This is a genomic window from Sphingomonas sp. Leaf242, assembly GCF_001422045.1.
GTDB lineage: Bacteria > Pseudomonadota > Alphaproteobacteria > Sphingomonadales > Sphingomonadaceae > Sphingomonas.
In genome coordinates, this window is sequence record NZ_LMLW01000007.1 from 72,591 (window position 1) to 95,199 (window position 22,609).

A 22,609-nucleotide genomic window follows, 5' to 3' on the forward strand; every position below is an offset into this window, starting at 1 on the left:
GATCCGTGTTCGTGCGAGGAAGATGAGGTTTGGTCAGAACCGGAAATTGCTCTCGAGGCCGAGCATGCCGATCGTCCGGCCGGAGCCCGTGTCTTCGAGGAAGCGCCCGGCGTCGAAGACGGATAGGGATGTCGAGAGTTCGAGTTCCGGCGTTGCCTGCCAGGCCAAGGTCGCCTCGATCTCCTTGCCGATGAAGCGTGCCCTGGACGTGCCCGGCGCGCGCAGGAGATTGCCGGGAACGTCGTAGACGCCGTCGGCACGCGCGTATCGCCAGTAGGCCATGCCGCTGATGCTGGCGGAGACGTCCGGCGTTACGGTCATCGCCACACGCGGGTTCACGCTGACGATGTTCGACGGGCCGACTGGCGACAGCTCGCCGAAATATTTGCCTTTTGGAAACATGGCATTGAATGTGCCGAGCGTGCGGTCGCCGCTGCGGCGGTCACCGCTGACGATATTGAACCGCATGACGGCATCCGGTGCAAATGGGGCGTTGGGGAAGGTTCTTCCGACTTCTGTACCGAGCGTCCATGCACCGATCCTATTGCCGGCGAAGCGGCCGAACTGCGCGACGCCCTCGATATTCCAGTGCCAGTCGCCGGCGGTTCCGAACGACCGCGCGCCGACGCTGTGACGCAGTTCGCGCCCGGTGCGTCCGCCGAACGCGGCGAGGGCATTGCGGTAACCGAGATAATAGATGTCGAGACCGGGAAGCGTGGCGTAGGCGCTCCAGAGCGACTTGCTGTGGGAGCGCGTGTCGTCGAACGACTTCGGACCTGGCTGTACCGGACGCACCGCCAGCAAGCTGACGGTTGCCGCCCCGATCCGAACGATGCCCCGCGCGCCGTCGAAAGCCAGCGGTACGTTCGGGCCGTAACGCGTGCCGACGAGGCGTTCGGTGCCGAGCGAGAGCATCTGCCGGCCGCCGCGCAATGTCACCGGGCCAATCTCGACATCCGCAAAGCCCTGGAGCAGGTCCACACGCGTCTGATCGACAGGGCTGGCGGAGGGCGCGATGCCTGCCGCATAGGCGACGATCGGCTGGACGAACGCGCGCGCTTTTCCGATATGCAGGTCGGCGTAGGGGACGACGCGCGCCCAGAGGTATCCGTCGTCGGGCGCGTAAGCGTCGCCCCAAAGATTATCGTGGTACTTCTCGTTGCGCAGGCGGAATTCGACTCCGGTGGTCAGATAGGCGTCGTCCGCGATCGGGATGTATTTGAACGGGCCCGTCCAATGGTCCTTCCGTTCGGCTGGATCTACGAGCTTCGTCCAATCCTCGTCGTAGCGCGTGATGGTCAGCGTCGGCGGCTGCCACGCCTCGGTCTGCGCTGCCGCCGGGGCAGCCGACGCCAACCCCAGCAGCAGGAGGCACCGGCGGGAGATTTCAGGCACGTCTCGCGTCCAGCTCCGTGACCATGGCTGCGAGGACGAACCCGCCGATCAGGCCGAGATGCTCGAAGAAGGTGTTGGTGGCCATGAAACGTTCCTGGCCGGCAGGCATCGCCCAGAACGCGTTGGCGGTGATGGCGGCGAACAGCGTGAAGACGCCAAGCATGCCTGCGCCGAGCCAGACGAGCCGACCCGACAGGATCAGCAGTGGGCCGACGATTTCGATCGCGATCGTCAGCGCCGCCCATACGGCGGGCGGGTGCATGCCGAAATGCGCCTGTTCGGCGACCGCGGCGGTCCAGTCGCTCGCCTTCACGATTCCGCCGAGCAGATACGCCCCGACGAGCGCAAGGCGGGCAAGGAATCCCGTCCAGCGCCAGTCGAGAATGGCCTCGACCAAACGCGGTGCGCGCGCCGCGGTCATCGTGCGATCGGCGAATGGATCTCAGCGATGTAGCCGCCGGGGAAGCGAACGATCGCCGATTGCCGGTCGCCCTCGGTATGTGGCTCGACCAGCGTTTCGACGCCGAGCGCTTTTGCCTTGGCCAGCGTGGCTTGAAGGCTGCCCACCTCATAGCCGGTCACGTCGCGGCCATAGGGCCATGGGAGCTGGTTGTCGGATACCATTACGGTCGTCTTGCCGTAACCGGATGCGACGCGGATACGGCGATAGTGCGTGCCGGGCCTGCCGATGTCGCTGCCATCCGCCGCCTTGTCGTCGGCAACGACCTTGCCGTGGGCGAAGCCGGCCCAGCTCTTCACGAAGGCGTCCGCGGCATCGGGCGTCAGGTAGACGCGGTTTTCGGGAACGGTGGTCAGCGCCGGATAGTTCGGCTTGGCGGTGTGCCAGTAGATCTGCATGCCGACTCCGCCCGGCCATTGGACGACAGCATCGCGCCCGATGGGATCGGGGAACGTCGTTATGGTGCGGGTCGCGCCGTGCTTGACCGCCGACGCGACGGCCGCGTCGATGTCGGTGACGAGATAGCCGTTGCGCTCGCTGCCGAACGGGAACGGGATTGGCGTGGTGAAGCCGAATACCGAGATCGATCCGGCGGGGGTCAGGACGAGTTGGGAGAGGGTCTTGCTGGTCGTCGGCGTGACCTGGAATGCACCCTTTTTCGTGGCTGTGCCGCCGAACGTCGCGGTCAGGCTGGCGACGAAGCGGTCGAAGTCCTCCGGCGCGACGTAGACATGGGTCGTGTCGTATTGCGGGCCGACCGAATAGTCGGCGGATGTCGGCGCTTCGCGGGCGAGGCCGGGCGCGGAGGGCGACAGGCCGAGCAGGGCTACGGCGATGAGTAGGTTCGTTCGTGTCATTCTCAGTCTCCCCATCATGATCAGACCGCCCAGCAGCCACAGCCGAACGCACCCCAGAAACTCTGGACGTCCGCCACGGGGACGTCGCGGCCGAGTGCTGCGGCATGGTCGTGGCCGTGGACCGAGCATCCGCTCGCGCAGCCGCACGCAGCGGCAAGTTTCACCGAGGCTTCAGGCGTGCGGTGGTAGCCGCCGAACGTCGCGACCGGGGACCAGTCGGGCATTGGCTTCGGCAGCGAGGGCGCAAGCGGGGCGTAGTCGCCTTCGCCGAACACCACTTTGCCGCCGAGCAATGTCAGGACGGAGCGCAGATGCGGGATGTCGGTCTCGGGAACGGTCAGGTAATCGTCCGACAGTACCGCGAGATCAGCGAGCTGCCCGACCTTGATCCGGCCCTTCTTGCCGACCTCGTTCGAGAACCAGGTGTTCTCGTGCGTCCACATCGCCAGCGCTTTCTCGCGGCTGACGCGGTTGGCACCGGGATAGAGACCGAGACCGCCGACGGTCCTGCCGGTCACCAGCCAGTTGAGTGACACCCAAGGATTGTAGCTGGCCACCCGCGTCGCGTCGGTGCCGGCGCCGACATGGATCCCGGCGGCGAGCATCTTCGCGATCGGCGGCGTCCGCTCGGCGGCCTTGGCACCGTAGCGTTCGACGAAATACTCGCCCTGGTACGCCATGCGGTGCTGGACCGCGATGCCACCGCCGAGCGCTGCGATCCGGTCGATGTTACGGTCGGTGATCGTCTCGGCGTGGTCGAAGAACCAGTTGATCCCGTCGAACGGAATGTCCTTCGCGACCTTCTCGTACACGTCGAGCGCGCGGCCGATCGTCTGGTCGTAAGTCGCGTGAAGGCGCCACGGCCATTTATGCTCGGCGAGCAGGCGGATGACGGGTTCGAGGTCGTCTTCCATGCTGGCCGGCATATCTGGGCGCTCGACGCGAAAATCCTCGAAGTCGGCGGCGGAATAGACCAGCATCTCGCCGGCGCCGTTGTGCCGGTACGTGTCGTCGCCTTGGCCCGGCGTGACCTGCTTCACCCAGCCCTGGAAGTCGGCGAGTTCCTCTTTCGGCTTCTGCGTGAAGAGGTTGTAGCTGATGCGCAGCGTCAACTGGTCGTCGGCGTGCAGCTTCTCGATGATCGCATAGTCGTCGGGATAGTTCTGGAAGCCGCCCCCGGCATCGATGACCCCGGTGACGCCGAGCGAGTTCATTTCGCGCATGAAGTGGCGGGTGGAGTTGAGCTGATACTCCGGCGGGAGCTTCGGTCCCTTGGCGAGCGTCGAATAGAGGATCGTCGCATTGGGCTGCGCGAGCAGCAGCCCGGTCGGGTTGCCCGCCGCATCGCGGACGATCTCGCCGCCCGGCGGGTTGGGCGTGGCCTTGCGGTAGCCGACCACGCGCAAGGCTGCGGCGTTGAGGAGCGCGCGGTCGTAGAGGTGGAGGATGAACACCGGCGTATCGGGCGCGACGGCGTTCAGTTCGGCGATCGTCGGCAGGCGCTTCTCGGCGAACTGGTGCTCGGTGAAGCCGCCGACGACGCGCACCCATTGCGGGGCGGGGGTGTTGTCGACCTGTCGCTTGAGCATCGCCATCGCGTCGGCGAGGCTCGGTACGCCATCCCAGCGGAGTTCGAGGTTATAGTTCAGCCCGCCGCGGATGATGTGCACGTGGCTGTCGATCAGCCCGGGAATGACCCGCCGTCCGCCCGCGTCGATCACGGTCGCTTGCGGCGCGGCGGCGCGAACCTCCTGCTCGGAGCCGACCACGAGGAACGTGCCGTCGCGGATCGCGATCGCCTGCGCTTCGGGGTTCTCGCGGTCGAGCGTCGTCACTTTCGCGTTGACGAGGATCAGGTCGGACATGGTCGGTCTCCGGTTTCCGGCTAGCAGCGGGGCCAGCGTCGCCGCCGCCCCGCCGAGGATGGTCGTGCGGCGGTCAATCACGCCGCATCGTCGTGGCGATGGCCGGGCAGCATCCCGAACACATGGTCGGTACACGCCGCCCGGATCGCCGCGGCCTTGTCGCGGCTCGCCCACAGGCTTTTCGCGAGCGGCACCGCCTGCTCGCCGAGCAATATCCCGGCGAGCCCGATCAGCGCGATCGTCGGCGGGGCCGGCGACCGCACCTTCAGCAACGCATAGATCACGCCGACGAACAGGCCGGCAGCGAGCGAGATCAGGTACGGCCGCACCGGATCAGTGCCCGCCTTCGGACGCGCCGAACATCGTCTTGGCGTAGGTGATCCCGAGCCCGTAGGCGCCGGCGAATTTCCGCGCGACGCCGGTGACCGCATCGTAGGTTTCGGTCCGCGCCCAGTCGCGCTGCAGTTCGAGAAGATACTGAACCGAGGTCATCGGCACCGCGCCAAGCTGGATCATCCGCTGCACCGCGCGCTCATGCGCCTCGACCGAAACGTCGCCGCAAGCGTCGCTGATAAAAAACGCCTCGAAGCCCTGGTCGATCGCCGATGCGACCGGTCCGACGATGCAGACGCCCGTCCAAAGCCCGGCGAACACGATCCGCGTCTTGCCGATCCGGTTGACCTCGTCGATCACCGCGGCGTCCTCCCAGGTGTTCATTGAGGTGCGGTCGAGCAGCGGCTCGCCGGGGAACGCGTCGGTGATCTCGCTGAACATCGGCCCCGAAAAGCTGTCGACCGCGACCGTCGTCAGGATCGTCGGCACGTCGAACACCGCTGCGGCATGGCTGATGAGGGCAGCATTGTTGCGCAGCAATTCGGTCGCGATCGACTTGGTGGCAAACGCCATCTGCGACTGGAAATCGATCATTACCAGCGTGTGATCGGTCGGCGAAATCAAGGACGCGCCGGGCGTGGCGGTGGCAGTAATGGTCATGATAGTCTCCCGTTGGAAAAAGGTCGGTCAGCGCGCCTGCCAGGTGCGGCGCCAGATCAGCGGGGTCGCACCGACCACGCGGCGGAACAGCCGGGTCAGGTGCGCCTGGTCGGTGAGCCCGCAGGCGTAGGCGATGTGGCTGAGCGTATCGTCGGTCTGCAGCATCAGCGTCTGCGCGCGGCGGACGCGCTGGCGGATCAGGAAGGCGTGCGGCGTCTCGCCCGTCGACACCTTGAACGCACGGCAGAAATGCCCGGTACTGAGCCGCGCGACCTCGGCGAGTGCGTCGACCCCGATCGTCGCGCCGAGATACGCATCGATATGTTGGACAACGTTGCGCAATTGCCACGCCGCTAGCCCACCTTTGACGGGCTTGGCCTTCAACGGCGAGCCGCTGGTGCCATCGTCGGCAAACATCGCCGCGAGCCGCTCCAGATAATGCCGCGCAACCTGCGGATTGTGATCGAGCGTGCTGACCGCATTCGCGACCAGGCTGGCGGCCACCGTCGGCACGAACCCGCGTGGCAGTGCGGGCGCGGGAGGAAGAATATGCAGCATCGCCTGGGTCTCCGTCGCAGTCTGTACGAAGGAGCATAGGGGATGCGGATCGATCGCCTGCGCCCCGGCCGGGGTGGCGTGCGCCCCCTCTTTAGAGGCAGGTGATGTCGCCTCGGATCAGAGCGCGATGATCCCGCGCTTGGCGGCGATCGTCACTGCGTGCGTGCGATCCGAGGCGCCGAGTTTCGCGAAGATCAGCTTCATATGGCCCTTTACCGTCTCCTCCGAGACGGCCAGCTTGGCGGCGATCTGCTTGTTCGAATTGCCCGACGCCGCCAGCGACAGCACGCCGATCTCGCGCTCGGTCAGCGCATCCTCGATCACGTGGAAGGCGATGCTCGACGCCACCTGCGCATTCAGGTGCTTGCCGCCGGCATAGACCGAGCGGATCGTGTCGAGCAGTTCCTTGCGCAGCGTGTTCTTCAGCAGATAGCCGGCCGCCCCCGCGCGGAGCGCGCGCAACGCCTGCGCATCGCCCGAATAGGTGGTCAGCACGACGATCCGCGCGTGCGGCCAGTTGCTGCGCATCGCCGCGATCGTATCGACGCCGCCGATCCCCGGCATCTGTAGATCCATGAGGACGATGTCGGGGAGGTGCGTCGGGTAGAGCGCGAGCGCCTGTTCGCCGGACTCGGCCTCCGCGACCACCGCCAGATCCTCCTGCGTTTCGATCACAGCCTTCACCCCTTCGCGCAGGAACGGATGATCGTCGACGATCATGATCCGGATCCGGGGGGAGGGCGGCAATGCGGGCTCTCGGGCTGGCGGGTAGGTGAGTGGCGACCCTGCGCCGCGACTGGCGGACATGGCAAGCGGCCGCTGCGTCAAGGCACGGCGAGCCGGTCGAAGCTGGCACGAAAGACCTCGGCCATTGTCTCGAACCGCCCGGCGCCGACGCAGAACACCCAGCGTGACAGCATCCGGGCGGGGGCGTCGGACAGTGCGTCGAACAGCCCGGCGAGCATCGCGTCGGGCGTGCCGGCCAGACTGTCCGGATCGAGGCCGCTGTCGAGCAGGCTCGGCGCGAACGCCGCCGACACCGCCTCAATGCGGATCGTTTCTCGCGCCGCGGTCGACACCGCCTGCCGCATCGTCGCGGGCGTCCATGCCGCAGGATCGCCGAGTCCGATCGCGAGCACGGTGGTCGCGTGGATCGGTCGTGCGGGGGCCGACAAGGTCAGCACGTTGCCCGTTTCTGCGCGAAAAATGCCGTCGGCGCGCAACCGGGTGATCGCGCCGCCCAGGGCCGTGTCGAGATTGCCCAGTCCGCCGCCCGGGCGCGTCCGGCCGATCTCGTGCGCGAAGACGCCCGCGCTGGCGACCATTACCTCGACGCTCACCGCATCGCGCGGCGCAACGTCGATGCGGACACCGCGCCAGGTGCCGATCGTCGCCGCGTCGTCGGTCCGACCGTCTATCGGCGGCATCCTGTTCTCCCGTCGATCCGGTGCGGACCTATGTCATTGATATCACGAGCTCGGCGCAGGATCGTGGACAGGGCTGACCCAATTTGGACAATCGTGACATTTGCGCCCACGCGTCTCAGCCAGCAGCGCGACCAAATATCGTATGACCCGACGTAATGCGATCGAGCCTTGCATTTGTTCGTTGCGCGAGCGCAACGTCGATCATCATCAGCTCTGCTTGGGTATCGTCCGCTTGATCGCGCAAACCAGTCTTCTACGCCTTGAGCGCGGCAGAGCGATCGCCCGTGACCTGTTGCGCGTCCTGTTCGGTATCCTGTGCTGTTTCATGGTGATCGGCCGCGCCGCCGCACTCGAGCCAACGCGGGGCATCGCGCAGATGCGCCATTCGCGCTGGACGCTGGGCGACGGTGCCCCCGGCAACATTCGTGCGATCGTGCAGGGACGCGATGGCTATCTGTGGCTCGGGACCGCGACGGGGCTGTACCGGTTCGACGGCATCGTTTTCGAGCGGGTCGTCCCCGTCGACCAGGATCGCTATCGCTCGCCGCAGGTCACCGCACTGCTCGCGGCGCGCAATGGCGACATCTGGGTAGGGTACGACTTTGGCGGTATCTCCGTCGTTCGCGGCGGCGTGCTGAAGGATGCGAACCCCTGGGCACCGAACGGCGGCGTGAACAGCATCGTCGAGGGGCAGGACGGCGCAATCTGGGTTGCGGGCGATTCGATGGGGAAGCTGGTTCTCAGTCGGCTGTTCGCGGGCAAATGGACGGCGTTCGGCGCCGGGCGCGGTGTCCCCGACAGCGAGACGGGCGATATCCTGAGTACGCCGGGAGGCATCTACCTGTCGCTCATGCCGCGGATGCTTCGCCTCAAACCGGGGAGCGATCGCTTCGAGGATACCGGGATAGCGATCACGGGCGCGACGTCGCTCGCGCAGGACCGTCACGGCATCGTTTGGCGGCGCACCGGTACGCAGATACTGCCGCTCGATCGCACCGCGCGCGCGTATCGGACCGGCACCGCCACCACCCCCTATGTCGTCGAGCGCATGATCTTCGACCATGACGGCAATCTTTGGATCGCAGGTCAGGATTCGGGGCTCGGTCGACTGTCCGCGGCCGCGTTTCAGCCCGCTTCGGCAACCGGCCGGGTCGAGCTGTTCACCGAAAAGCAGGGCCTGACCGCTGCCTTGACGACCGCGCTTCTCGAGGATCGCGAGGGCAATATCTGGGTCGGGACGGAATCCGGGCTCGACCGGTTCGCGCCTAGCAACATCGCTCAGCCTGCGCAGACCGAGGCGATCGTGTCCGGCTTCGCGGGCAGCGCGTCCTCGCGCAATCTGTTTGTTGCAGGGCTTTCCGGCATATACCGGATCGGTCGCTCCGGGGTGCCCGTGCTCGTCTTTCCGCAACCCGACATCGGCGTGTTGTGCGGCGACGATCGGCGGCTGTTGGTGGTCGGCATGCAGGGGAAATACCTGCTCGATCTGGATCCCGCGGGTAGCCTCGCCAAGGTGACGCCGGTCCTCGGGCCGATGTCGATCACCTGCACGATGGATAAGGCGGGCGTCTTCTGGGCCGGTTTCGAACAGATCTACCGCCTGGTCGGACGCCAGTTGCAACCGGTCGCCAAGCCAAGCGGTACGCCCGCCGGATCGATCCACCGCGTCCGGTCGGACGGGGCGGGGGGCGTCCTGTTCGGACGGATCGGGCAAGGCGTGTCCCGCCTGCGCGATGGTGTCGAAACGCTGCTGTGGCGCAGCAAGGATCAGGTGACGGGCAGGACCGCGACATGGGTGCCGACCGATCGCGGACTTCTCATCGTCGGTGATCAGGGTCTCGCGCGGTACGATGGAAAGCGTCTCCAGTCGCTGCGCGACCGGACCTATCCGTTTCTCGCCGGACTGACCGGGCTGCTCCAGACGGGGGACGGATCGACCTGGACGATCGGCGCGGATGGCATCGTCCGGATGCCGACGTCGTCTGTGGAGGCCGCGTTCGCGCATCCCGGTGCGCCGATCCCCTTCGAGCGTTTCGGGTATCAGGAAGATTTCCGGGCGCGCTCGAACATGGTCGAGGCGAACGATGTCGCGCAGGATGCCGCGGGGCGGCTGTGGTTCGCGACCAACAAGGGGCTGGCGATGATCGACCCGCGGCATCTGTCGCGAAACCGATTGCCGCCGACCGTGCAGATCCGCTCGCTCGATGCCGGTGGGGCGGCGCAGACCCCCCGTGATCAGGCGATCGCGTTTCCCGCCGGTACCGATCATGTCCGGATCGCCTACACCGCGCTCAGTCTCACCAATGCGACCGCGAACCGGTTCCGCTACCGGATCGAGGGGATCGACCGCGACTGGATCGACGCCGGCACTGCGCGCGAGGCGCTGTATACCAACCTCGGTCCGGGCACATACCGGTTCCAGGTCATCGCCGCCAACAACGACGGCGTCTGGAACCGCGAGGGCGCCACGCTGACGTTCACGATCGCGCCGCGGTTCTACCAGACCTATGCGTTCATGGTGGTGTGCATCGTGGGTGCACTGATCCTGATATGGCTGCTCTATCGCCGCCGCGTCCGCGCGATCGCCGACCGCACGCGTGGCCGCTTCGAGGTCCAGCTGGCGGAGCGCGAGCGGATCGCCCGCGAACTCCACGATACGTTGCTGCAAGGGTTTCAGGGGCTGATGCTGCGCTTCCAGTCGGTGGTCGAACTGCTGCCGCGTGGCGACCGCGCCCGCACGAGCCTCGAAACCGTGCTGGAGCGAGCCGACGACGTGCTGCTCGACGGCCGCGACCGGGTCCGCTCCCTGCGCGAAACCATGGAGCCGGTGGCGCTGCCCGCTTTGCTGTCCGCAATCGCCGAGGACGTCGTCCTACCGCCGCTGACGTGGAATGTGGAGGTTGTCGGCATCCAGCAACCCGTCTGCGCGCCGGTCGCGGACGAGGTCGCGCAGATCGTCCGCGAAGCGCTCGCCAACGCAGTGCGTCATGCACGCGCGAGCCGGCTGGTCGTCGCGATCCGATCGACCTCCGACAAGCTCATCGTCAGCGTGTCGGACGACGGTATCGGCCTCCCGCCCGACGTTCGCGAGGCGGGGCATCGACCCGGCCATTATGGCCTGATCGGCATGCGCGAGCGCGCCGTCGCGCTAGGCGGGACCCTGGCGATGCACGCCGAAACCGGCACCGAGATCAAAGTGACGATCCCGGCGCGCGTCGCCTATCGCTGAGCGAGAGAGCGACGACCGCCACCCTCCCGCCAGAGTCATCGTGCGATCACCCCTTCACGAATGCGAGCAGGTCCGGATTGATGACGTCGGCGTGCGTCGTCAGCATGCCGTGCGGATACCCCTTGTAGATCTTCAGCGTGGCGTTCTTCAGCAGCTTGGCCTGCAGCACCGCCGCGTTTTCGTACGGCACGATCTGGTCGTCATCGCCCTGCAGGACGAGCGTCGGCACGGTGATCGCCTTCAAATCCGCAGTCTGGTCGGTCTCGGAGAACGCCTTGATCCCGTCGTAATGCGCGAGCGCACCGCCCATCATGCCCTGGCGCCACCAATTGTCGACGATTCCCTGCGAGAGCTTTTCGGTCGGGCGGTTAAAGCCGTAGAACGGCCCCGAGGCCAGATCGAGATAGAATTGTGCGCGGTTGTCGGCGAGCGCCTTGCGCAGGCCATCGAACACCGACATCGGCAAGCCGCCCGGATTGCTCGCGGTCTTGAGCATCATCGGCGGCACCGCGCTGATCAGCACCATCTTGGCGACGCGGCCCTGTGGCTGGCCGAATTTCGCGACATAGCGCGCGACTTCGCCGCCGCCAGTCGAGTGGCCGATATGTACCGCATTCCTGAGGTCGAGATGCTCTGCCATGGCGGAGGCATCGGCGGCATAATGATCCATGTCGTTGCCGGTATCGGCCTGCGACGATCGGCCATGCCCGCGGCGATCATGCGCGACGACGCGGTAGCCCTCGGCGAGGAAGTACAGCATCTGCGTGTCCCAGTCGTCCGACGACAGCGGCCAGCCATGATGGAACACGATCGGCTGCGCGGCCTTCGGACCCCAGTCCTTGTAGAAGATGTCGATGCCGTCCTTGGTCTTGATGAAACCGCTGCTCATTCTCGGTACTCCGTCTGGGTTGGGAAGGGGGGAGGCGAACACCGTCGCCGGGAGCAAGCTCGCCGCCGCTGCGGTTGCGGCGGCGATGACGACGGCTCGCCGGGAAAGTTCGTGCATCATGTCTGGCATCGGAATGTCCTGATCGTTTCCGGGTATGGCATCGCGGCTATTGCGCGGCGGCGGCCTCTTCGATGAGCGCGGCGACGGCCTTCGGATTTGACGTCATCACGACATGCGAAGCGCCGGCGATGACGACGGTCTTCCTCGACCCCGCGCGCTTGGCCATGTACGCCTGCACGGCGGGCGGAATGTTCAGGTCGGCGCTGCCGTAGATGAACCAGGACGGGATCGTCTTCCACGACGGCGTCACCGCCTTCTCGTTGAGCGCCGCCTCGGCGACCGGGCGCTGCGTCGCGGCCATCAGCGCGGCTTGCGCGGCGGGGACGTCCGCGGCGAACTGGTGCGCGAACTTGTCGCGCTGGATGTAGAGATCCTTGGTCCCGTCGGGCAGCACGACCGGCGTCGCCAGCGCGGCGCCCAGCGTGGCACCGGGAAACTTGCCGGTCAGTTCGATCGCGCTCTCGCCGGTATCGGGTGCGAACGCTGCAACATAGACCAGCGCCTTGACGTTGCCCGCTTGCGCCGCCGCTTCGGTGATGACGGGCCCGCCATAGGAATGCCCGACAAGCACCACCGGCGTCGTCACCGCGTTCACCACACCCGCGACCGACGCAGCATCGCTCGCCACGCCGCGCAACGGGTTCGACGCGGCGATCACGGTATAGCCGTCCGCGCGCAGCCGCTCGATCACGCCGTTCCACGACCCGGACTCCGCAAACGCGCCGTGCACGAGCACGATCGTCGGTCGCGGCGTCTGCTGGGCGTCCGCGCTGGCCAAAGGAGCGAGCATCGTCGTGACCGTCGCAAGGCAAGCGATCCAGATTTTCATGTGCGTAGCTCCCAAAAGGCAGGCGTCCGCTCGTCAATGCGCGCCGACCCTGCGCTATTATTGTCGAACCGAAACGAAATTTGCGGATAACCGACATATTCCGTCGCGGGCGACCACCGCCGCCGGGACTTCCGGAAATTGCGCGGCTACGCTTCCCCGACAATCATCATCGGCACGGAGCAAACATGAGCGGACGTCGAATGGGGCCGGGACGGCTGGAGGCGTTCACCGACGGCGTCGTCGCGATCATCATCACGATCATGGTGCTGGAACTGAAGGTCCCCGAAACCGGCGATCTCCACGGTCTGGTGGGTGCCGCGCCGCTCCTGCTCGCCTATCTGCTGAGCTTCGTGAACGTCGGGCTCTACTGGAACAATCACCACCACATGTTCCACGCGGTCGATCGGATCGACGGGCGGGTGTTGTGGGCGAACCTGTTCCTGCTGTTCTGGCTCAGCCTGGTGCCTTTCGTGATCCGCTGGCTCGACGAAAGCCAGTTCGCGGCCGGCGCCACCGCCGCCTACGGGATCGTCCTCGGGCTGGCCGCGATCGGCTATACGCTGACCGAGCGCGCGATCATCGCCTGCAACGGAAAGACCTCCGCGGTCGCCCGCGCGATCGGCTCGGACTGGAAGGGCTGGGGCAGCATTGCGCTCTATACGCTGGCGGTGCCGCTGGCGTTCGTCAGCCGCTGGATCGCGATCGGGCTGTACGTATCCGTCATCGCGCTGTGGCTGATTCCGGACCGCCGGATCATCCGCGTGCTCGACGCCGCCGACTGACGCGCACGCTCAGCCGCCTGAGGCCTGTACGAACGCGCGCAGGCGGGGAACCGCGAAATCGAGGAAGGCGCGCACCCGGCGTGGCAGTTCGCGCGCGCCGACCGACAGCGCGTGGACGCTTTCGCTGTCGCCGGCAGACGGGCCTGGAAGAACTTCGACCAGGCGACCCGCGGCCAGGTCGGCGCGGACATGGAAGTCGGCGAGCCGCGCCAGACCGACGCCGGCGATCGCCATGCGGCGGACCGTCTCGCCGTTGTTGGCGATCAGCGATCCCCTGACGGCGCGCTCGACGATCCGTCCCCCGTCCGCGATCGGCCACGACGTGATCGTCCGGCGGAAGTTGAAGCCCAAACAGTCGTGGTCGGCAAGATCCGCGAAATCGACCGGAACGCCGCGGCGTGCGAGATAGTCCGGCGATGCGACGATGACACGGCGTGCAGTCCCGAGCTTGTGTGCGGTCAGCGACGAGTCGGACAGCGTGCCGATCCGAAACGCGATGTCGGTCCGATCGAGATAGAGGTCGACGATATCGTCCGACAGCGACAGATCGACGACGATATTGGGGTAGAGCTGCCAGAACGCGGGCAGCAACGGCTCGATCGCGAGCGTACCGAACCCGACCGATGCCGTGATCCGCACCGTACCGCCGGGGCTAGCGGCCCCTTGCATCAACTGGCTGTCGAGGTCGTCCAGGTCCGCCAGCAGCATCTGGCTGCGCTCGTAGTAAAGCTGTCCCTCAGCGGTCAAAGACAGTCGCCGCGTCGATCGCTCGATCAGCCGCACCCCGATTCGCGCTTCGATCCGCGCGATCAGCTTGCTCACCGTCGACGGCGTCATCAGCAACGCCCGCGCAGCCTCGGAAAAGCTGCCGGTGTCCACCACTCGCAGGAAGACCTGCATCTCGCCCGCACGGTTATCCATCGGCCACCTGTGAAATTGCTTCACGGGTAAAGCGCCAAGCCGCGCGATTATCAAGCGCAGGCACCGGTCCTACCTGGAGTTTGACGGATATTGAACCAATCGAGGACATTCGCATGGACCTGAAACTTCGCGGCAAGAGCGCCCTCGTCACCGGATCGACCGCTGGCATCGGACTTGAGATCGCCCGCCAGCTCGCCGCCGAGGGTGCGGACGTCATCATCTGCGGTCGTGACCAGGCCAAGCTCGATGCCGCTGCCGCCGATATCGGTGCCGCGCGCGCCATTCTCGCCGATGCGGCGACGGCCGAGGGCGCAGCGGCGCTCGTCGCAGCAGTGCCGGCGGTCGACATCCTCGTGAACAACCTCGGCATCTACGAATCCAAACCATTCGCCGACATCACCGACGACGACTGGCGCCGCTTTTTCGAGGTCAACGTGTTGTCCGGCGCGCGGCTCGCACGGGCCTATTTCCCCGGCATGCTCGCGCGCGACTGGGGGCGGATCATCTTCATCTCGAGCGAATCCGCCGTGCTGATCCCGCCCGATATGATCCACTACGGCACGACCAAGACCGCCCAGCTTGCCATCTCGCGCGGGCTCGCGGCGCTGACCAAAGGCACCAACGTCACGGTCAATACGGTGATGCCGGGCACCACGCGGTCCGAGGGTATCGTGAGCTTCCTCAAGAGCGTGGCAAGCGATGCCTCGCAATCGGACGCCGAGATCGAACGCGAATTCTTCAGCCGGGACCGCCCGACCTCGCTGATCCAGCGGATGATCGAGCCGGAAGAGGTCGCTAGCATGGTCGCCTATGTCGCAAGCCCGGTGGCTGCGGCAACCAACGGTGCCGCGTTGCGCGTTGATGGCGGGATCACGCCAACGATTGTGTAGCGAAGACCTGACCCATCGAACTTGATTCAGCGCGCATCAGAGCGGTTTCTTGTTTGCAGAATATGAACGAATGGCACAAGTTGGGCGCTAGCTAAGTAGGTGCGAACGTCCGGGTTTGGGTCCTCCCAGCAACTGAGCGGTCGATGACAGCATTATTCAGCGTCAGCGGCTTCCTGACAGGCGCCGCCTTCCAGTTTTCTGTCGGGCTCTCAGTGTCGGGAACCCACCCACACTCTGGCCGACGGCGCATCAACCAAGACCGGTAGGAAAACAACGGCTTGAAGCTACAGCCCAAGTTCCTCCAGCCCCGGATGATCCTCGGGCCGTGGCCCGAGCGGCCAGTGGAACAGTCGCCCCTTTTCGGAAATCGGAACGTCGTTAATGCTCGCCATCCGGCGCGCCATCAGGCCATCGAGCGTGAATTTCCAATTCTCATTGCCGTAGGAGCGATGCCACGCGCCGGCATCGTCATGCCACTCATAGGCGAAGCGCACGGCAATTCGATCGCCGTCATGCGCCCACAGGCCCTTGATAAGCCGATACTCGTGCTCGCGACGCCACTTTGCGGTTAGGAAGGTGACGATAGAATCCCGCCCCCGAAGGAAATCAGACCGGTTTCGCCACTGGCTGTCCTCGGTATAGGCGAGCGCGACCCGCGCTGGATCGCGGCTGTTCCAGCCGTCCTCGGCGGCGCGGACCTTTAGCGACGCAGTCTCATGGGTGAAGGGAGGGAGGGGCAGTCGTGGCATCGAACGGATCCTTTCAGTCAAAGGGCGTGGCAAACTCCAGACGGATCCCGCCCGGAATGAGGATCAGGAAGTGGCGCGCCGTTGATCCGGGACGGATGGCGCCCGGCGCTGCGTCGACCACGACTTCTGGATGCGCCGTCACGGCGGCCCACGCCGCTGCCAGTGCAGCATCGTCGGCGACCGAGAGCGAGAGATGATGGAGACCGATATTGGCGCGCCGGTCAAAGGCGCGGGCCGTCACGGGGTCGGCCGCGCGCCACAAGGTCAGCAGGATTGTGCCGTCCGATACGAAGATAGCAGGATAGTCGGGCACGCCGCCTACTTCATCGAATCCGAGCGTGTCGCAGAAGAAGGCGCGTGCCTGATCGAGGTTGGGCACGGTTAGCCCGACATGGTGGACGCCGCGTGTGAGTTTGCTGGTCATGATGCTGCCCGTTCAAGTTGAGCGATGTGGGCTCGAAGCACCGCAATCTCGTCAATGAGCGGCTGGGAAGTGCGGCGCACTTCCGCCTCGGTGAAACGCGGCGTGATATGCTGCGGGCAGTTCCAGTCGAACCCGACGACATCGATCAGAAAGCCACGCTCCGGCTCGGCCGCGAAGCCGGACGGCATGAGCGCTGCGATGACGGCGGGGTCTTTGCTCACGTGGGCATGGCCGATGATCTTGAGGCGCCGGCGGTTCGGATAGTCCATTAAGAACAGCGCAACCCGGTCGTCGGCCGCAATATGCGCGACGGAGAGATATTGTCGATTGCCGCGAAAGTCGGCGAACCCGAAACAATTGCCCCCGAGGTGTCGGACGAAGCCGGTTGCCCCGCCGCGATGCTGGACATAGGGCCAGCCATTTTCGGACGTGCTCGCCAGGTAAAAGCTGTCGCGGGCGGCGATGAACGCAAGTTCTTTGGCCGTAATCCGGTCGACCGTCTCCGCGCCGGCTTCCATGCGTGCGTAGGACGCTCGCGACCCCGCTGCTTCTTGCAGCGCGCGAGCGCGTGGTCCGAAAAGGGTGTGGAGATATGCCTGCGCCATGGCCACGAGGATGGCGAGTTGCCCGCGATGTGATAATTCGCAATTACTGATACGGACTATTGCGATACGGGGAATAATGGACCGCTTCGAGAGCCTTTCCGTCTTTGTCGCGGTGGCAGAGCAGCGCGGCTTCGCGGCTGCGGCGCGCGTCCTCAATCTGTCGCCTCCTGCCGTGACCCGTGCGGTCGCGGCGCTGGAGCGGCATCTGGGCGTGACGCTGTTCCACCGCTCGACGCGAGCGGTGTCCCTGACGGACGACGGGGCAAGCCTGCTCGATCGGGCGCGGCGCATACTCGCGGACATTCGCGAGGCGGAGCAGATCGCCATGGGCGGTCGCTCGGTTCCCCGGGGGCAGCTCTACGTAACTGCGCCGGTCATATTCGGGCGGCTGCATGTGTTGCCGGTCATCAGCGCGCTGCTGGCCAGCCACACCGGCCTCAACGCGCGCATGATGCTGCTCGATCGTAATGTCCGCATCGTCGAGGAGGGTGTCGATGTGGCGGTGCGGATCGGGACGCTGGCGGACAGCACGCTGCGCACCGTGACGATCGGTTCGGTCCGTCAGACCATCGTGGCAAGCCCGGGCTATCTTGCCGAACATGGCTTGCCCATCGATCATGGCGACCTGGCCCAGCATCGGTGTATCATGGGTAGCGGTGTGCGCGCCGGCACCCGATGGTCGTTTGGCGCGCGCGGCGAGAGGCTGTTGGAAATCGTCCCCCGCCTGACCGTCAACGGCATCGATGCGATCCTCGCTGCTGCGGAAGCAGGCGTCGGCCTTGCCAATGTACTGAGTTACCAGTCGGCCGCGCATATCGCGAGCGGGCGACTCATTGAGGTTTTGGCCGATCATGCTCCGTCCGCCATGCCGGTAAGCCTGCTCTATGATCCCGGTCGAGCCGCTATGCCCGCGGTCAGGGTGTTCATCGATGCGATGCGGGAACAGGGGCGGCGGGGCGTGTGGTCCTGACCGGGACCGCCGGACAAGCTATTTCGCGGCGAAGGCTCGGCAGATTTCCATTTCAGCATTCCTCCCGGTGAAGGCTCAAACGCAGGCCGGCGGCGTTCCGGCGGCGTTCGCCCATTGATCGCGGCGTCGCCGGCGCCTGAACGAACTGCAAATGTGTGGATGGGCGAGAGCGGTTCGGCAATGTCGCTTTCTGGGTCGGAGCGGTTGAAGGGCAGACGATCCGCACCTAGCCCACCTGGCGCCATTCACTTAATGCGCTGGCGTAGTCATAAGCGGACAATTGTTCATAACCGGATCCGGCGTAGGTATGTCTCTCATCGATCGGTTTGAACTCTCGGTGCCCTTGATCCAGGCGCCGATGGCAGGCGTCGCCACACCTTCGCTGGCGGCAGCGGTATCCGAGGCGGGAGCCTTGGGATCGATCGGAGTAGGCGCGACCGACGCCGCCGGCGCACGGGCGATGATCGAGGAGGTGCGCAGCAGCACGACCCGCGCGTTCAACGTCAACGTCTTCGTCCACGCTGGCCCAAAGGCCGATCTGTCGCGGGAAGCGCAATGGCTGGATTGGCTTGCCCCGCTGTTCGCCGAGTACGGCGCACAACCCCCGACGGCACTCATGACCATCTACAAGAGCTTCGCAGATGATCCCGACATGGTGGCGGTACTGCTCGACCTCGCGCCGCCAGTGGTTAGCTTCCACTTCGGGTTGCCGTCCGCCGACGTGCTCTCGGCGTTGCGAGCGCGTGGTATCTATCTCATGGCGACCGCAACCAGCCTCAACGAAGCACACGCGATCGAGGCCGCCGGGATCGATGCGGTGGTCGCGCAAGGGATCGAGGCTGGCGGGCATCGGGGTGTCTTCGACCCCATCGCGCCTGACGACGCGCTCGGCGTATTCGCGCTGACCCGGCTCCTGGTGCGCAAGAACAACCTACCAATCATCGCTGCTGGCGGGATAATGGACGGCGCCGGCATCGCCGCGGCGCTCGACCTGGGCGCATCGGCAGCGCAACTGGGAACTGCCTTTGTCGCGTGCCCGGAGTCGGCCGCAGACGATGCATACCGGGCGGCCCTCACCGGTGAGGGCGCTTACCACACCGTCCTCACTTCGCTAATTTCTGGTCGACCCGCGCGTGCGCTGGCCAACCGGTTCACGGCTCTGAGTCAGTCGGTCGATGAACGCCGACCGCCTGATTATCCTATCGCCTATGATGCGGGAAAGGCCTTGCACGCGGCTGCCAAGGCGCAAGGCGAGCACGGTTTCGGAGCGCAATGGGCGGGGCAAGGTGCGCCGCTTTCTCGTGCCATGCCGGCAGCAGCCTTGGTCAGGGTGCTGCGAGAGGAATTTGAATTGCGACGGATTAGAGGCTCGGTTGAGCGTTGCGACGTTCCTTGATCGGACTGGCCGTTTCCCCACTAGAAGCCGTATAAGCAGACCTTTCAGCGTACTGAAAGCCTCAAATCATGATGAACCAGCGCCCGAAGTTAAGAAGCAAGGTAAGGGGCGCGGGCGTCCTTTTGTTGGTCTCCGCGGCCGCTGGTCGCCTGATCGCTGCATGATCACGCTCGTCTGCTCCCAAGGTCTTTCGCATCCTGGAACTCGCTGCTTTAAAAGGCTCAAAGCCTTTCCGTTTCTCCGTGTCCACCAGCCCATGTTGGGAAAGTGTATGCGGGAAAGGGTTTAGGGAAAGCGGTTTACGATGGTGAACGGTCGCGTGGTAAGCACGGGCGGCATACCAGTGAGAGGGCAGTAATGACGGACGCCACAAACGTAATTGCCGTGGACCACACAGGCTTCGCTGTGTCTTCTTTGGACGAAGCCGTTCGGTTCTGGACGGGAGCGCTCGGTTTCACACTTGAGCGGCAATCGGAGATGGGGGGCGACTTCCTTCATCAGGTGACAGGTGTCGATGATCCGAAAGTGAGAACGGCAATCGTCAAGGCACAAGACGGCTACGTGGTCGAACTGTTGGAATATTCAAACGGGCTCCAGAACGGGACGGTGCCCAGCGGCGCGGGATCGATCGGAGCGGCCCACCTGGCTCTGACCGTAAAGGACATTCATGTCGCCATTGCCCGTGTCGAGGCAGCAGGATGGAAGGCGAAAGGTAATCCGCTGCCGATCCCAGGTGGTCCACGGAAGGGAACGTTGGTGGCCTACGTTTCAGGCCCCGATCATATCACGATAGAGCTTATGCAGCCGACAGCCCGTTAATGGGCCGGCAAAAGCTTTGCCGCCTCATCATCCTTTGAAAGCTGGCGAGTCAGCGTGCAGGGCCGAGGCTCAGCACCTTCTCTGCTGCAATACTGAATGGATGGCAGAAGTTGGGGAGCCAGAAAGAGGCCGCGAATGACCGCAAGTGGGTCTTTGCAGACTCGCGCTGCCGGACAGTTTCGCCCACTAGCGGACATTGGGGACCTCGCGCGACGCTCCGGATTGCGACCTTTCGTTCAGGTGCTAAGCTGCGGGTGTTCCTGACACGGCGGACGTAAGTGAATGATCGTATGTGGTGGAAACTGACGGTATTGGTGATCGTTACGGCCGGACTCATATTTTGCATCATCCCGGTCCGTACGCACGCCGCTCTATTTGATCCGACCAATCCACGGCCTGTGCCAAGGTGGACCCTGTGGTCGACGATTTCGAATATGTATCTGACTACCGGCACCGCCGCCTTGATATGCGCGATCATGGTCGTCGCAGCCTATCTCGCATTCAGAGTCGTTCGTAGCGCCTAAACAGCAACAATCGGTGTCCGCTTACCACCCTTCGCCGCCGAAAGGGGCCCGTCCGCTAACTTTTCCCATTCAGACATTCCCGGCATTGGAATCCAAAAAAGAAGTTAGCTACTTTCCGTTGCAGGAAGCGCTAATGCACGACGATGGACGATCAGCACATGATGTATGCGATCATGGCCGTGGTGATGGCGTGCGGAATGGCGTTTTCGGTCTTTACTGGTCGCATCCGATATCGCGGATGGTCACTTATCGATCGGGATCTGGCGCCAACAACTTTCTGGACCCACATCGGAGCATGGGGCATCGTTGCCGTTGGCCTCGTGCTTAGCGCCATGTTTTAGGTGGTCTCGCGAGGCCGATTTCCAAAATCGCATCTTTTCTGAGAAAGGCTGCAGCGTCAGCCGACGTCCGCTAATGTCATCTGCCTTCCCACTAACGGACATTCCCCGGATCAGCGGGCCAGCGGCCCGCCTCAACAATTTGAGCCAATCCTCTGACGGTAAGCGGCCTCAGCTCTCTAGCGAACCAACGCGAAAGAAGCCTTGAATTAACCACCAAAAGAAGGAGGGCAAGCAGTACCGCTACGAGCTTCGGCCAGTGCCAGACCGCCGAAATGATCCCGGCGACGGCACCAAATATAATAATCGCAGGAATACCGAAGAGGATCGCGTGTGGACTCGCGCCATCCGTGTTGAAAAACTCACTCCATTGACCTTCAAGCGCGCCGAAGTCGGTGCCGAACCGCTTATGCAGCTCTTCGAATAATTCGGCTGCGTCGTCGCCGTCCACGCCAAGGTCATGCACGATGCGCGCGTCTCGCGTCACCTTGCGGGCTGGCACACCGTGTCCGTCTACGAGAAGATGGTGCACAGCCGCTGTCGGATTGTCATCTATGACCACATTCTACCTCTCGGGCGAGAGTCCGCAATCCTTCCCATTCCGGCCGTTCCGCTTTCGCCCATTAGCGGACATCTAGCAGTGCTCATTTGAGACCACCCAATCACGCAAAGCTACGGCATCGTAATAGGCGTTGTGCGGAACTTCGCTTCGGCTCTCTGATGCAAAATCACTGGTGCCGAGTATCTCAAATCGGACGGCACACCCTACTAGCCGTCCGCCGCGCCCATTGGTGAGGAGTGCGACAGCGTGACCAATATCCTCGGGCCAATCTGCGATGAGCACTGGGTCGGTGTCAGCCGCGAGGTAGGAACTGAACATATGCGCAACCTCGGCGAGTGGCCTCTGCTTTGTAAGCAGGACCGGCAAGACGTTGGCGGTGACCCACGGATTGGGTTCAGGACATTCAACGGCCTCATAGAAAGGCGCGACCTCATCGCCCTCCGGCACGGCAGCGATTGCGACCAATCCGCCTCCAAAACCGTTGAACTCAGCATCAAGGAAATAGCGCACCCGCTACTTTCACCAGAACATATTGCTGGCGTCCACAGATTATGTCCGCTTGCCTTCCCATTCCGGACATTCGCAGACGGCGGATACACCCTCCGCCGCAGCCTATCATACCCCGCAGAAATCCGCGGTTTATAACCATGGTATGGCACGATGTACCCCAGCGATACCCCGGCCGGCCTGAGCTATATACCATCTGGATCGGTGATAGATGTCTCAGCGCTCGTCCGCTTCCGCCCAATTGTCGCCGTTCGTGAACATTTATAGTGAGCTTGGAAACGGACATTAAAAATGCTCTCATGCTTTCATGAACAGGGCATCCAAGGTCATCCTCGCCTCACTTGCGATCGTAGGCACATTTGCGATTGGTTTTGAGACGGGTGAATGGCGTGCGCTTGAGCGTGAGAGGCGGTTGCCTAGTTGGAACGGGTCAATCGCACAGGCACAGGATGCCGCTCAGCGGTGGGCGACGAAGGTGCACGAGACGCCATCAATGGCAA

The 22,609-nt window shown here is 64.5% G+C and carries 24 protein-coding genes; 7 read left to right on the forward strand and 17 right to left on the reverse strand.

Annotated elements, in window-relative coordinates; all coding sequences use genetic code 11:
• Positions 1–33 precede the first annotated feature (33 nt).
• The 9 genes from ASF09_RS04895 to ASF09_RS04935 form a co-directional block, all read right to left on the reverse strand.
• Positions 34–1,386, reverse strand: coding sequence for an alginate export family protein (locus ASF09_RS04895; RefSeq protein WP_060525662.1), 1,353 nt, complete (start codon positions 1,384–1,386; stop codon positions 34–36).
• Between the two features lies 1 nt (position 1,387).
• A complete protein-coding gene (locus ASF09_RS04900; protein WP_060525200.1) occupies positions 1,388–1,816 on the reverse strand; it encodes a DoxX family protein in 429 nt (142 codons plus the stop codon).
• Positions 1,813–2,712 carry a hypothetical protein gene (locus ASF09_RS04905; protein WP_060525201.1) on the reverse strand — a complete coding sequence of 300 codons (900 nt, stop codon included), beginning with the start codon at positions 2,710–2,712 and terminating at the stop codon, positions 1,813–1,815. Before ASF09_RS04905 ends, ASF09_RS04900 begins: the two co-directional genes overlap by 4 nt.
• 20 nt (positions 2,713–2,732) lie before the next feature.
• On the reverse strand, positions 2,733–4,577 hold the full coding sequence (locus ASF09_RS04910) for an amidohydrolase (protein ID WP_060525663.1): 1,845 nt from the start codon (positions 4,575–4,577) through the stop codon (positions 2,733–2,735).
• Positions 4,578–4,654: 77 nt separating this feature from the next.
• A complete protein-coding gene (locus tag ASF09_RS04915; RefSeq protein WP_060525202.1) occupies positions 4,655–4,906 on the reverse strand; it encodes a XapX domain-containing protein in 252 nt (83 codons plus the stop codon).
• Positions 4,907–4,910: 4 nt separating this feature from the next.
• Positions 4,911–5,570 carry a hydrolase gene (locus ASF09_RS04920; protein ID WP_060525203.1) on the reverse strand — a complete coding sequence of 220 codons (660 nt, stop codon included), beginning with the start codon at positions 5,568–5,570 and terminating at the stop codon, positions 4,911–4,913.
• Between the two features lie 27 nt (positions 5,571–5,597).
• Complete coding sequence (locus ASF09_RS19655) at positions 5,598–6,128, reverse strand: helix-turn-helix domain-containing protein (protein ID WP_082444085.1); 531 nt, start codon at positions 6,126–6,128, stop codon at positions 5,598–5,600.
• 117 nt (positions 6,129–6,245) lie between these two features.
• Entirely contained in the window at positions 6,246–6,848 is a 603-nt protein-coding gene (locus tag ASF09_RS04930) for a response regulator (protein WP_060525204.1), read from the reverse strand.
• A 104-nt stretch (positions 6,849–6,952) separates the two neighbouring features.
• On the reverse strand, positions 6,953–7,555 hold the full coding sequence (locus ASF09_RS04935; protein WP_060525205.1) for a M17 family peptidase N-terminal domain-containing protein: 603 nt from the start codon (positions 7,553–7,555) through the stop codon (positions 6,953–6,955).
• Positions 7,556–7,697: 142 nt separating this feature from the next.
• Between ASF09_RS04935 and ASF09_RS04940 the strand changes: the two genes are divergently transcribed.
• Positions 7,698–10,784: a sensor histidine kinase gene (locus ASF09_RS04940; protein WP_235529632.1), complete on the forward strand. Its 3,087-nt coding sequence runs from the start codon at positions 7,698–7,700 to the stop codon at positions 10,782–10,784.
• A gap of 46 nt (positions 10,785–10,830) precedes the next feature.
• Here the strand turns inward: ASF09_RS04940 and ASF09_RS04945 are convergent, their stop codons facing one another.
• Positions 10,831–11,673, reverse strand: a complete 843-nt coding sequence (locus ASF09_RS04945) for an alpha/beta fold hydrolase (RefSeq protein ID WP_060525206.1) — start codon at positions 11,671–11,673, stop codon at positions 10,831–10,833.
• 166 nt (positions 11,674–11,839) lie between these two features.
• Entirely contained in the window at positions 11,840–12,622 is a 783-nt protein-coding gene (locus ASF09_RS04950; protein ID WP_060525207.1) for an alpha/beta fold hydrolase, read from the reverse strand.
• Positions 12,623–12,807: 185 nt separating this feature from the next.
• On the opposite strand from ASF09_RS04950, the gene ASF09_RS04955 reads away from it, so the two are divergent.
• Positions 12,808–13,404, forward strand: a complete 597-nt coding sequence (locus ASF09_RS04955) for a TMEM175 family protein (protein WP_235529636.1) — start codon at positions 12,808–12,810, stop codon at positions 13,402–13,404.
• Positions 13,405–13,413: 9 nt separating this feature from the next.
• Here the strand turns inward: ASF09_RS04955 and ASF09_RS04960 are convergent, their stop codons facing one another.
• A complete protein-coding gene (locus tag ASF09_RS04960) occupies positions 13,414–14,325 on the reverse strand; it encodes a LysR family transcriptional regulator (RefSeq protein WP_060525209.1) in 912 nt (303 codons plus the stop codon).
• Positions 14,326–14,438: 113 nt separating this feature from the next.
• Here ASF09_RS04960 and ASF09_RS04965 point away from each other — a divergent pair, with 113 nt between their 5' ends.
• Positions 14,439–15,215, forward strand: coding sequence for an SDR family NAD(P)-dependent oxidoreductase (locus ASF09_RS04965; RefSeq protein ID WP_060525210.1), 777 nt, complete (start codon positions 14,439–14,441; stop codon positions 15,213–15,215).
• A 284-nt stretch (positions 15,216–15,499) separates the two neighbouring features.
• Here ASF09_RS04965 and ASF09_RS04970 read toward each other — a convergent pair whose 3' ends face one another.
• From ASF09_RS04970 to ASF09_RS04980, 3 genes are read right to left on the reverse strand one after another with little or no spacing between them, the layout of a single operon-like run.
• A complete protein-coding gene (locus ASF09_RS04970; RefSeq protein ID WP_056025067.1) occupies positions 15,500–15,964 on the reverse strand; it encodes a nuclear transport factor 2 family protein in 465 nt (154 codons plus the stop codon).
• A 13-nt stretch (positions 15,965–15,977) separates the two neighbouring features.
• The gene (locus ASF09_RS04975) at positions 15,978–16,388 is read right to left on the reverse strand and encodes a VOC family protein (protein WP_056025071.1); all 411 of its coding nucleotides are present in this window, start codon (positions 16,386–16,388) and stop codon (positions 15,978–15,980) included.
• A complete protein-coding gene (locus ASF09_RS04980) occupies positions 16,385–16,993 on the reverse strand; it encodes a pyridoxamine 5'-phosphate oxidase family protein (protein ID WP_060525211.1) in 609 nt (202 codons plus the stop codon). The genes ASF09_RS04975 and ASF09_RS04980 overlap by 4 nt, the downstream gene beginning before the upstream one ends.
• A 76-nt stretch (positions 16,994–17,069) precedes the next feature.
• On the opposite strand from ASF09_RS04980, the gene ASF09_RS04985 reads away from it, so the two are divergent.
• The 4 genes from ASF09_RS04985 (at position 17,070) to ASF09_RS05000 (ending at position 21,043) form a co-directional block, all read left to right on the forward strand.
• Entirely contained in the window at positions 17,070–17,963 is an 894-nt protein-coding gene (locus ASF09_RS04985) for a LysR family transcriptional regulator (RefSeq protein WP_056025076.1), read from the forward strand.
• Between the two features lie 307 nt (positions 17,964–18,270).
• The gene (locus ASF09_RS04990) at positions 18,271–19,359 is read left to right on the forward strand and encodes an NAD(P)H-dependent flavin oxidoreductase (RefSeq protein ID WP_056025079.1); all 1,089 of its coding nucleotides are present in this window, start codon (positions 18,271–18,273) and stop codon (positions 19,357–19,359) included.
• A gap of 357 nt (positions 19,360–19,716) precedes the next feature.
• Positions 19,717–20,178: a VOC family protein gene (locus ASF09_RS04995; protein WP_082441320.1), complete on the forward strand. Its 462-nt coding sequence runs from the start codon at positions 19,717–19,719 to the stop codon at positions 20,176–20,178.
• A gap of 667 nt (positions 20,179–20,845) precedes the next feature.
• Positions 20,846–21,043, forward strand: coding sequence for a hypothetical protein (locus ASF09_RS05000; RefSeq protein ID WP_060525212.1), 198 nt, complete (start codon positions 20,846–20,848; stop codon positions 21,041–21,043).
• A gap of 91 nt (positions 21,044–21,134) precedes the next feature.
• Here ASF09_RS05000 and ASF09_RS05005 read toward each other — a convergent pair whose 3' ends face one another.
• A complete protein-coding gene (locus tag ASF09_RS05005) occupies positions 21,135–21,542 on the reverse strand; it encodes a DUF1493 family protein (protein WP_156359224.1) in 408 nt (135 codons plus the stop codon).
• Between the two features lie 132 nt (positions 21,543–21,674).
• Complete coding sequence (locus ASF09_RS20180) at positions 21,675–22,112, reverse strand: hypothetical protein (RefSeq protein ID WP_156359225.1); 438 nt, start codon at positions 22,110–22,112, stop codon at positions 21,675–21,677.
• Positions 22,113–22,609 lie beyond the last annotated feature (497 nt).

Excerpts from the sequence above, each read along its gene's own strand:
- ASF09_RS04900 (WP_060525200.1), bottom strand. The coding sequence starts at position 1,816 with ATGACCGCGGCGCGCGCACCGCGTTTGGTCGAGGCCATTCTCGACTGG.
- ASF09_RS04905 (WP_060525201.1), bottom strand. The coding sequence starts at position 2,712 with ATGACACGAACGAACCTACTCATCGCCGTAGCCCTGCTCGGCCTGTCG.
- ASF09_RS04910 (WP_060525663.1), bottom strand. The coding sequence starts at position 4,577 with ATGTCCGACCTGATCCTCGTCAACGCGAAAGTGACGACGCTCGACCGC.
- ASF09_RS04920 (WP_060525203.1), bottom strand. The coding sequence starts at position 5,570 with ATGACCATTACTGCCACCGCCACGCCCGGCGCGTCCTTGATTTCGCCG.
- ASF09_RS19655 (WP_082444085.1), bottom strand. The coding sequence starts at position 6,128 with ATGCTGCATATTCTTCCTCCCGCGCCCGCACTGCCACGCGGGTTCGTG.
- ASF09_RS04930 (WP_060525204.1), bottom strand. The coding sequence starts at position 6,848 with ATGATCGTCGACGATCATCCGTTCCTGCGCGAAGGGGTGAAGGCTGTG.
- ASF09_RS04935 (WP_060525205.1), bottom strand. The coding sequence starts at position 7,555 with ATGCCGCCGATAGACGGTCGGACCGACGACGCGGCGACGATCGGCACC.
- ASF09_RS04940 (WP_235529632.1), top strand. The coding sequence starts at position 7,698 with ATGACCCGACGTAATGCGATCGAGCCTTGCATTTGTTCGTTGCGCGAG.
- ASF09_RS04945 (WP_060525206.1), bottom strand. The coding sequence starts at position 11,673 with ATGAGCAGCGGTTTCATCAAGACCAAGGACGGCATCGACATCTTCTAC.
- ASF09_RS04950 (WP_060525207.1), bottom strand. The coding sequence starts at position 12,622 with ATGAAAATCTGGATCGCTTGCCTTGCGACGGTCACGACGATGCTCGCT.
- ASF09_RS04955 (WP_235529636.1), top strand. The coding sequence starts at position 12,808 with ATGAGCGGACGTCGAATGGGGCCGGGACGGCTGGAGGCGTTCACCGAC.
- ASF09_RS04960 (WP_060525209.1), bottom strand. The coding sequence starts at position 14,325 with ATGGATAACCGTGCGGGCGAGATGCAGGTCTTCCTGCGAGTGGTGGAC.
- ASF09_RS04965 (WP_060525210.1), top strand. The coding sequence starts at position 14,439 with ATGGACCTGAAACTTCGCGGCAAGAGCGCCCTCGTCACCGGATCGACC.
- ASF09_RS04970 (WP_056025067.1), bottom strand. The coding sequence starts at position 15,964 with ATGCCACGACTGCCCCTCCCTCCCTTCACCCATGAGACTGCGTCGCTA.
- ASF09_RS04975 (WP_056025071.1), bottom strand. The coding sequence starts at position 16,388 with ATGACCAGCAAACTCACACGCGGCGTCCACCATGTCGGGCTAACCGTG.
- ASF09_RS04980 (WP_060525211.1), bottom strand. The coding sequence starts at position 16,993 with ATGGCGCAGGCATATCTCCACACCCTTTTCGGACCACGCGCTCGCGCG.
- ASF09_RS04985 (WP_056025076.1), top strand. The coding sequence starts at position 17,070 with ATGGACCGCTTCGAGAGCCTTTCCGTCTTTGTCGCGGTGGCAGAGCAG.
- ASF09_RS04990 (WP_056025079.1), top strand. The coding sequence starts at position 18,271 with ATGTCTCTCATCGATCGGTTTGAACTCTCGGTGCCCTTGATCCAGGCG.
- ASF09_RS04995 (WP_082441320.1), top strand. The coding sequence starts at position 19,717 with ATGACGGACGCCACAAACGTAATTGCCGTGGACCACACAGGCTTCGCT.
- ASF09_RS05000 (WP_060525212.1), top strand. The coding sequence starts at position 20,846 with ATGGACGATCAGCACATGATGTATGCGATCATGGCCGTGGTGATGGCG.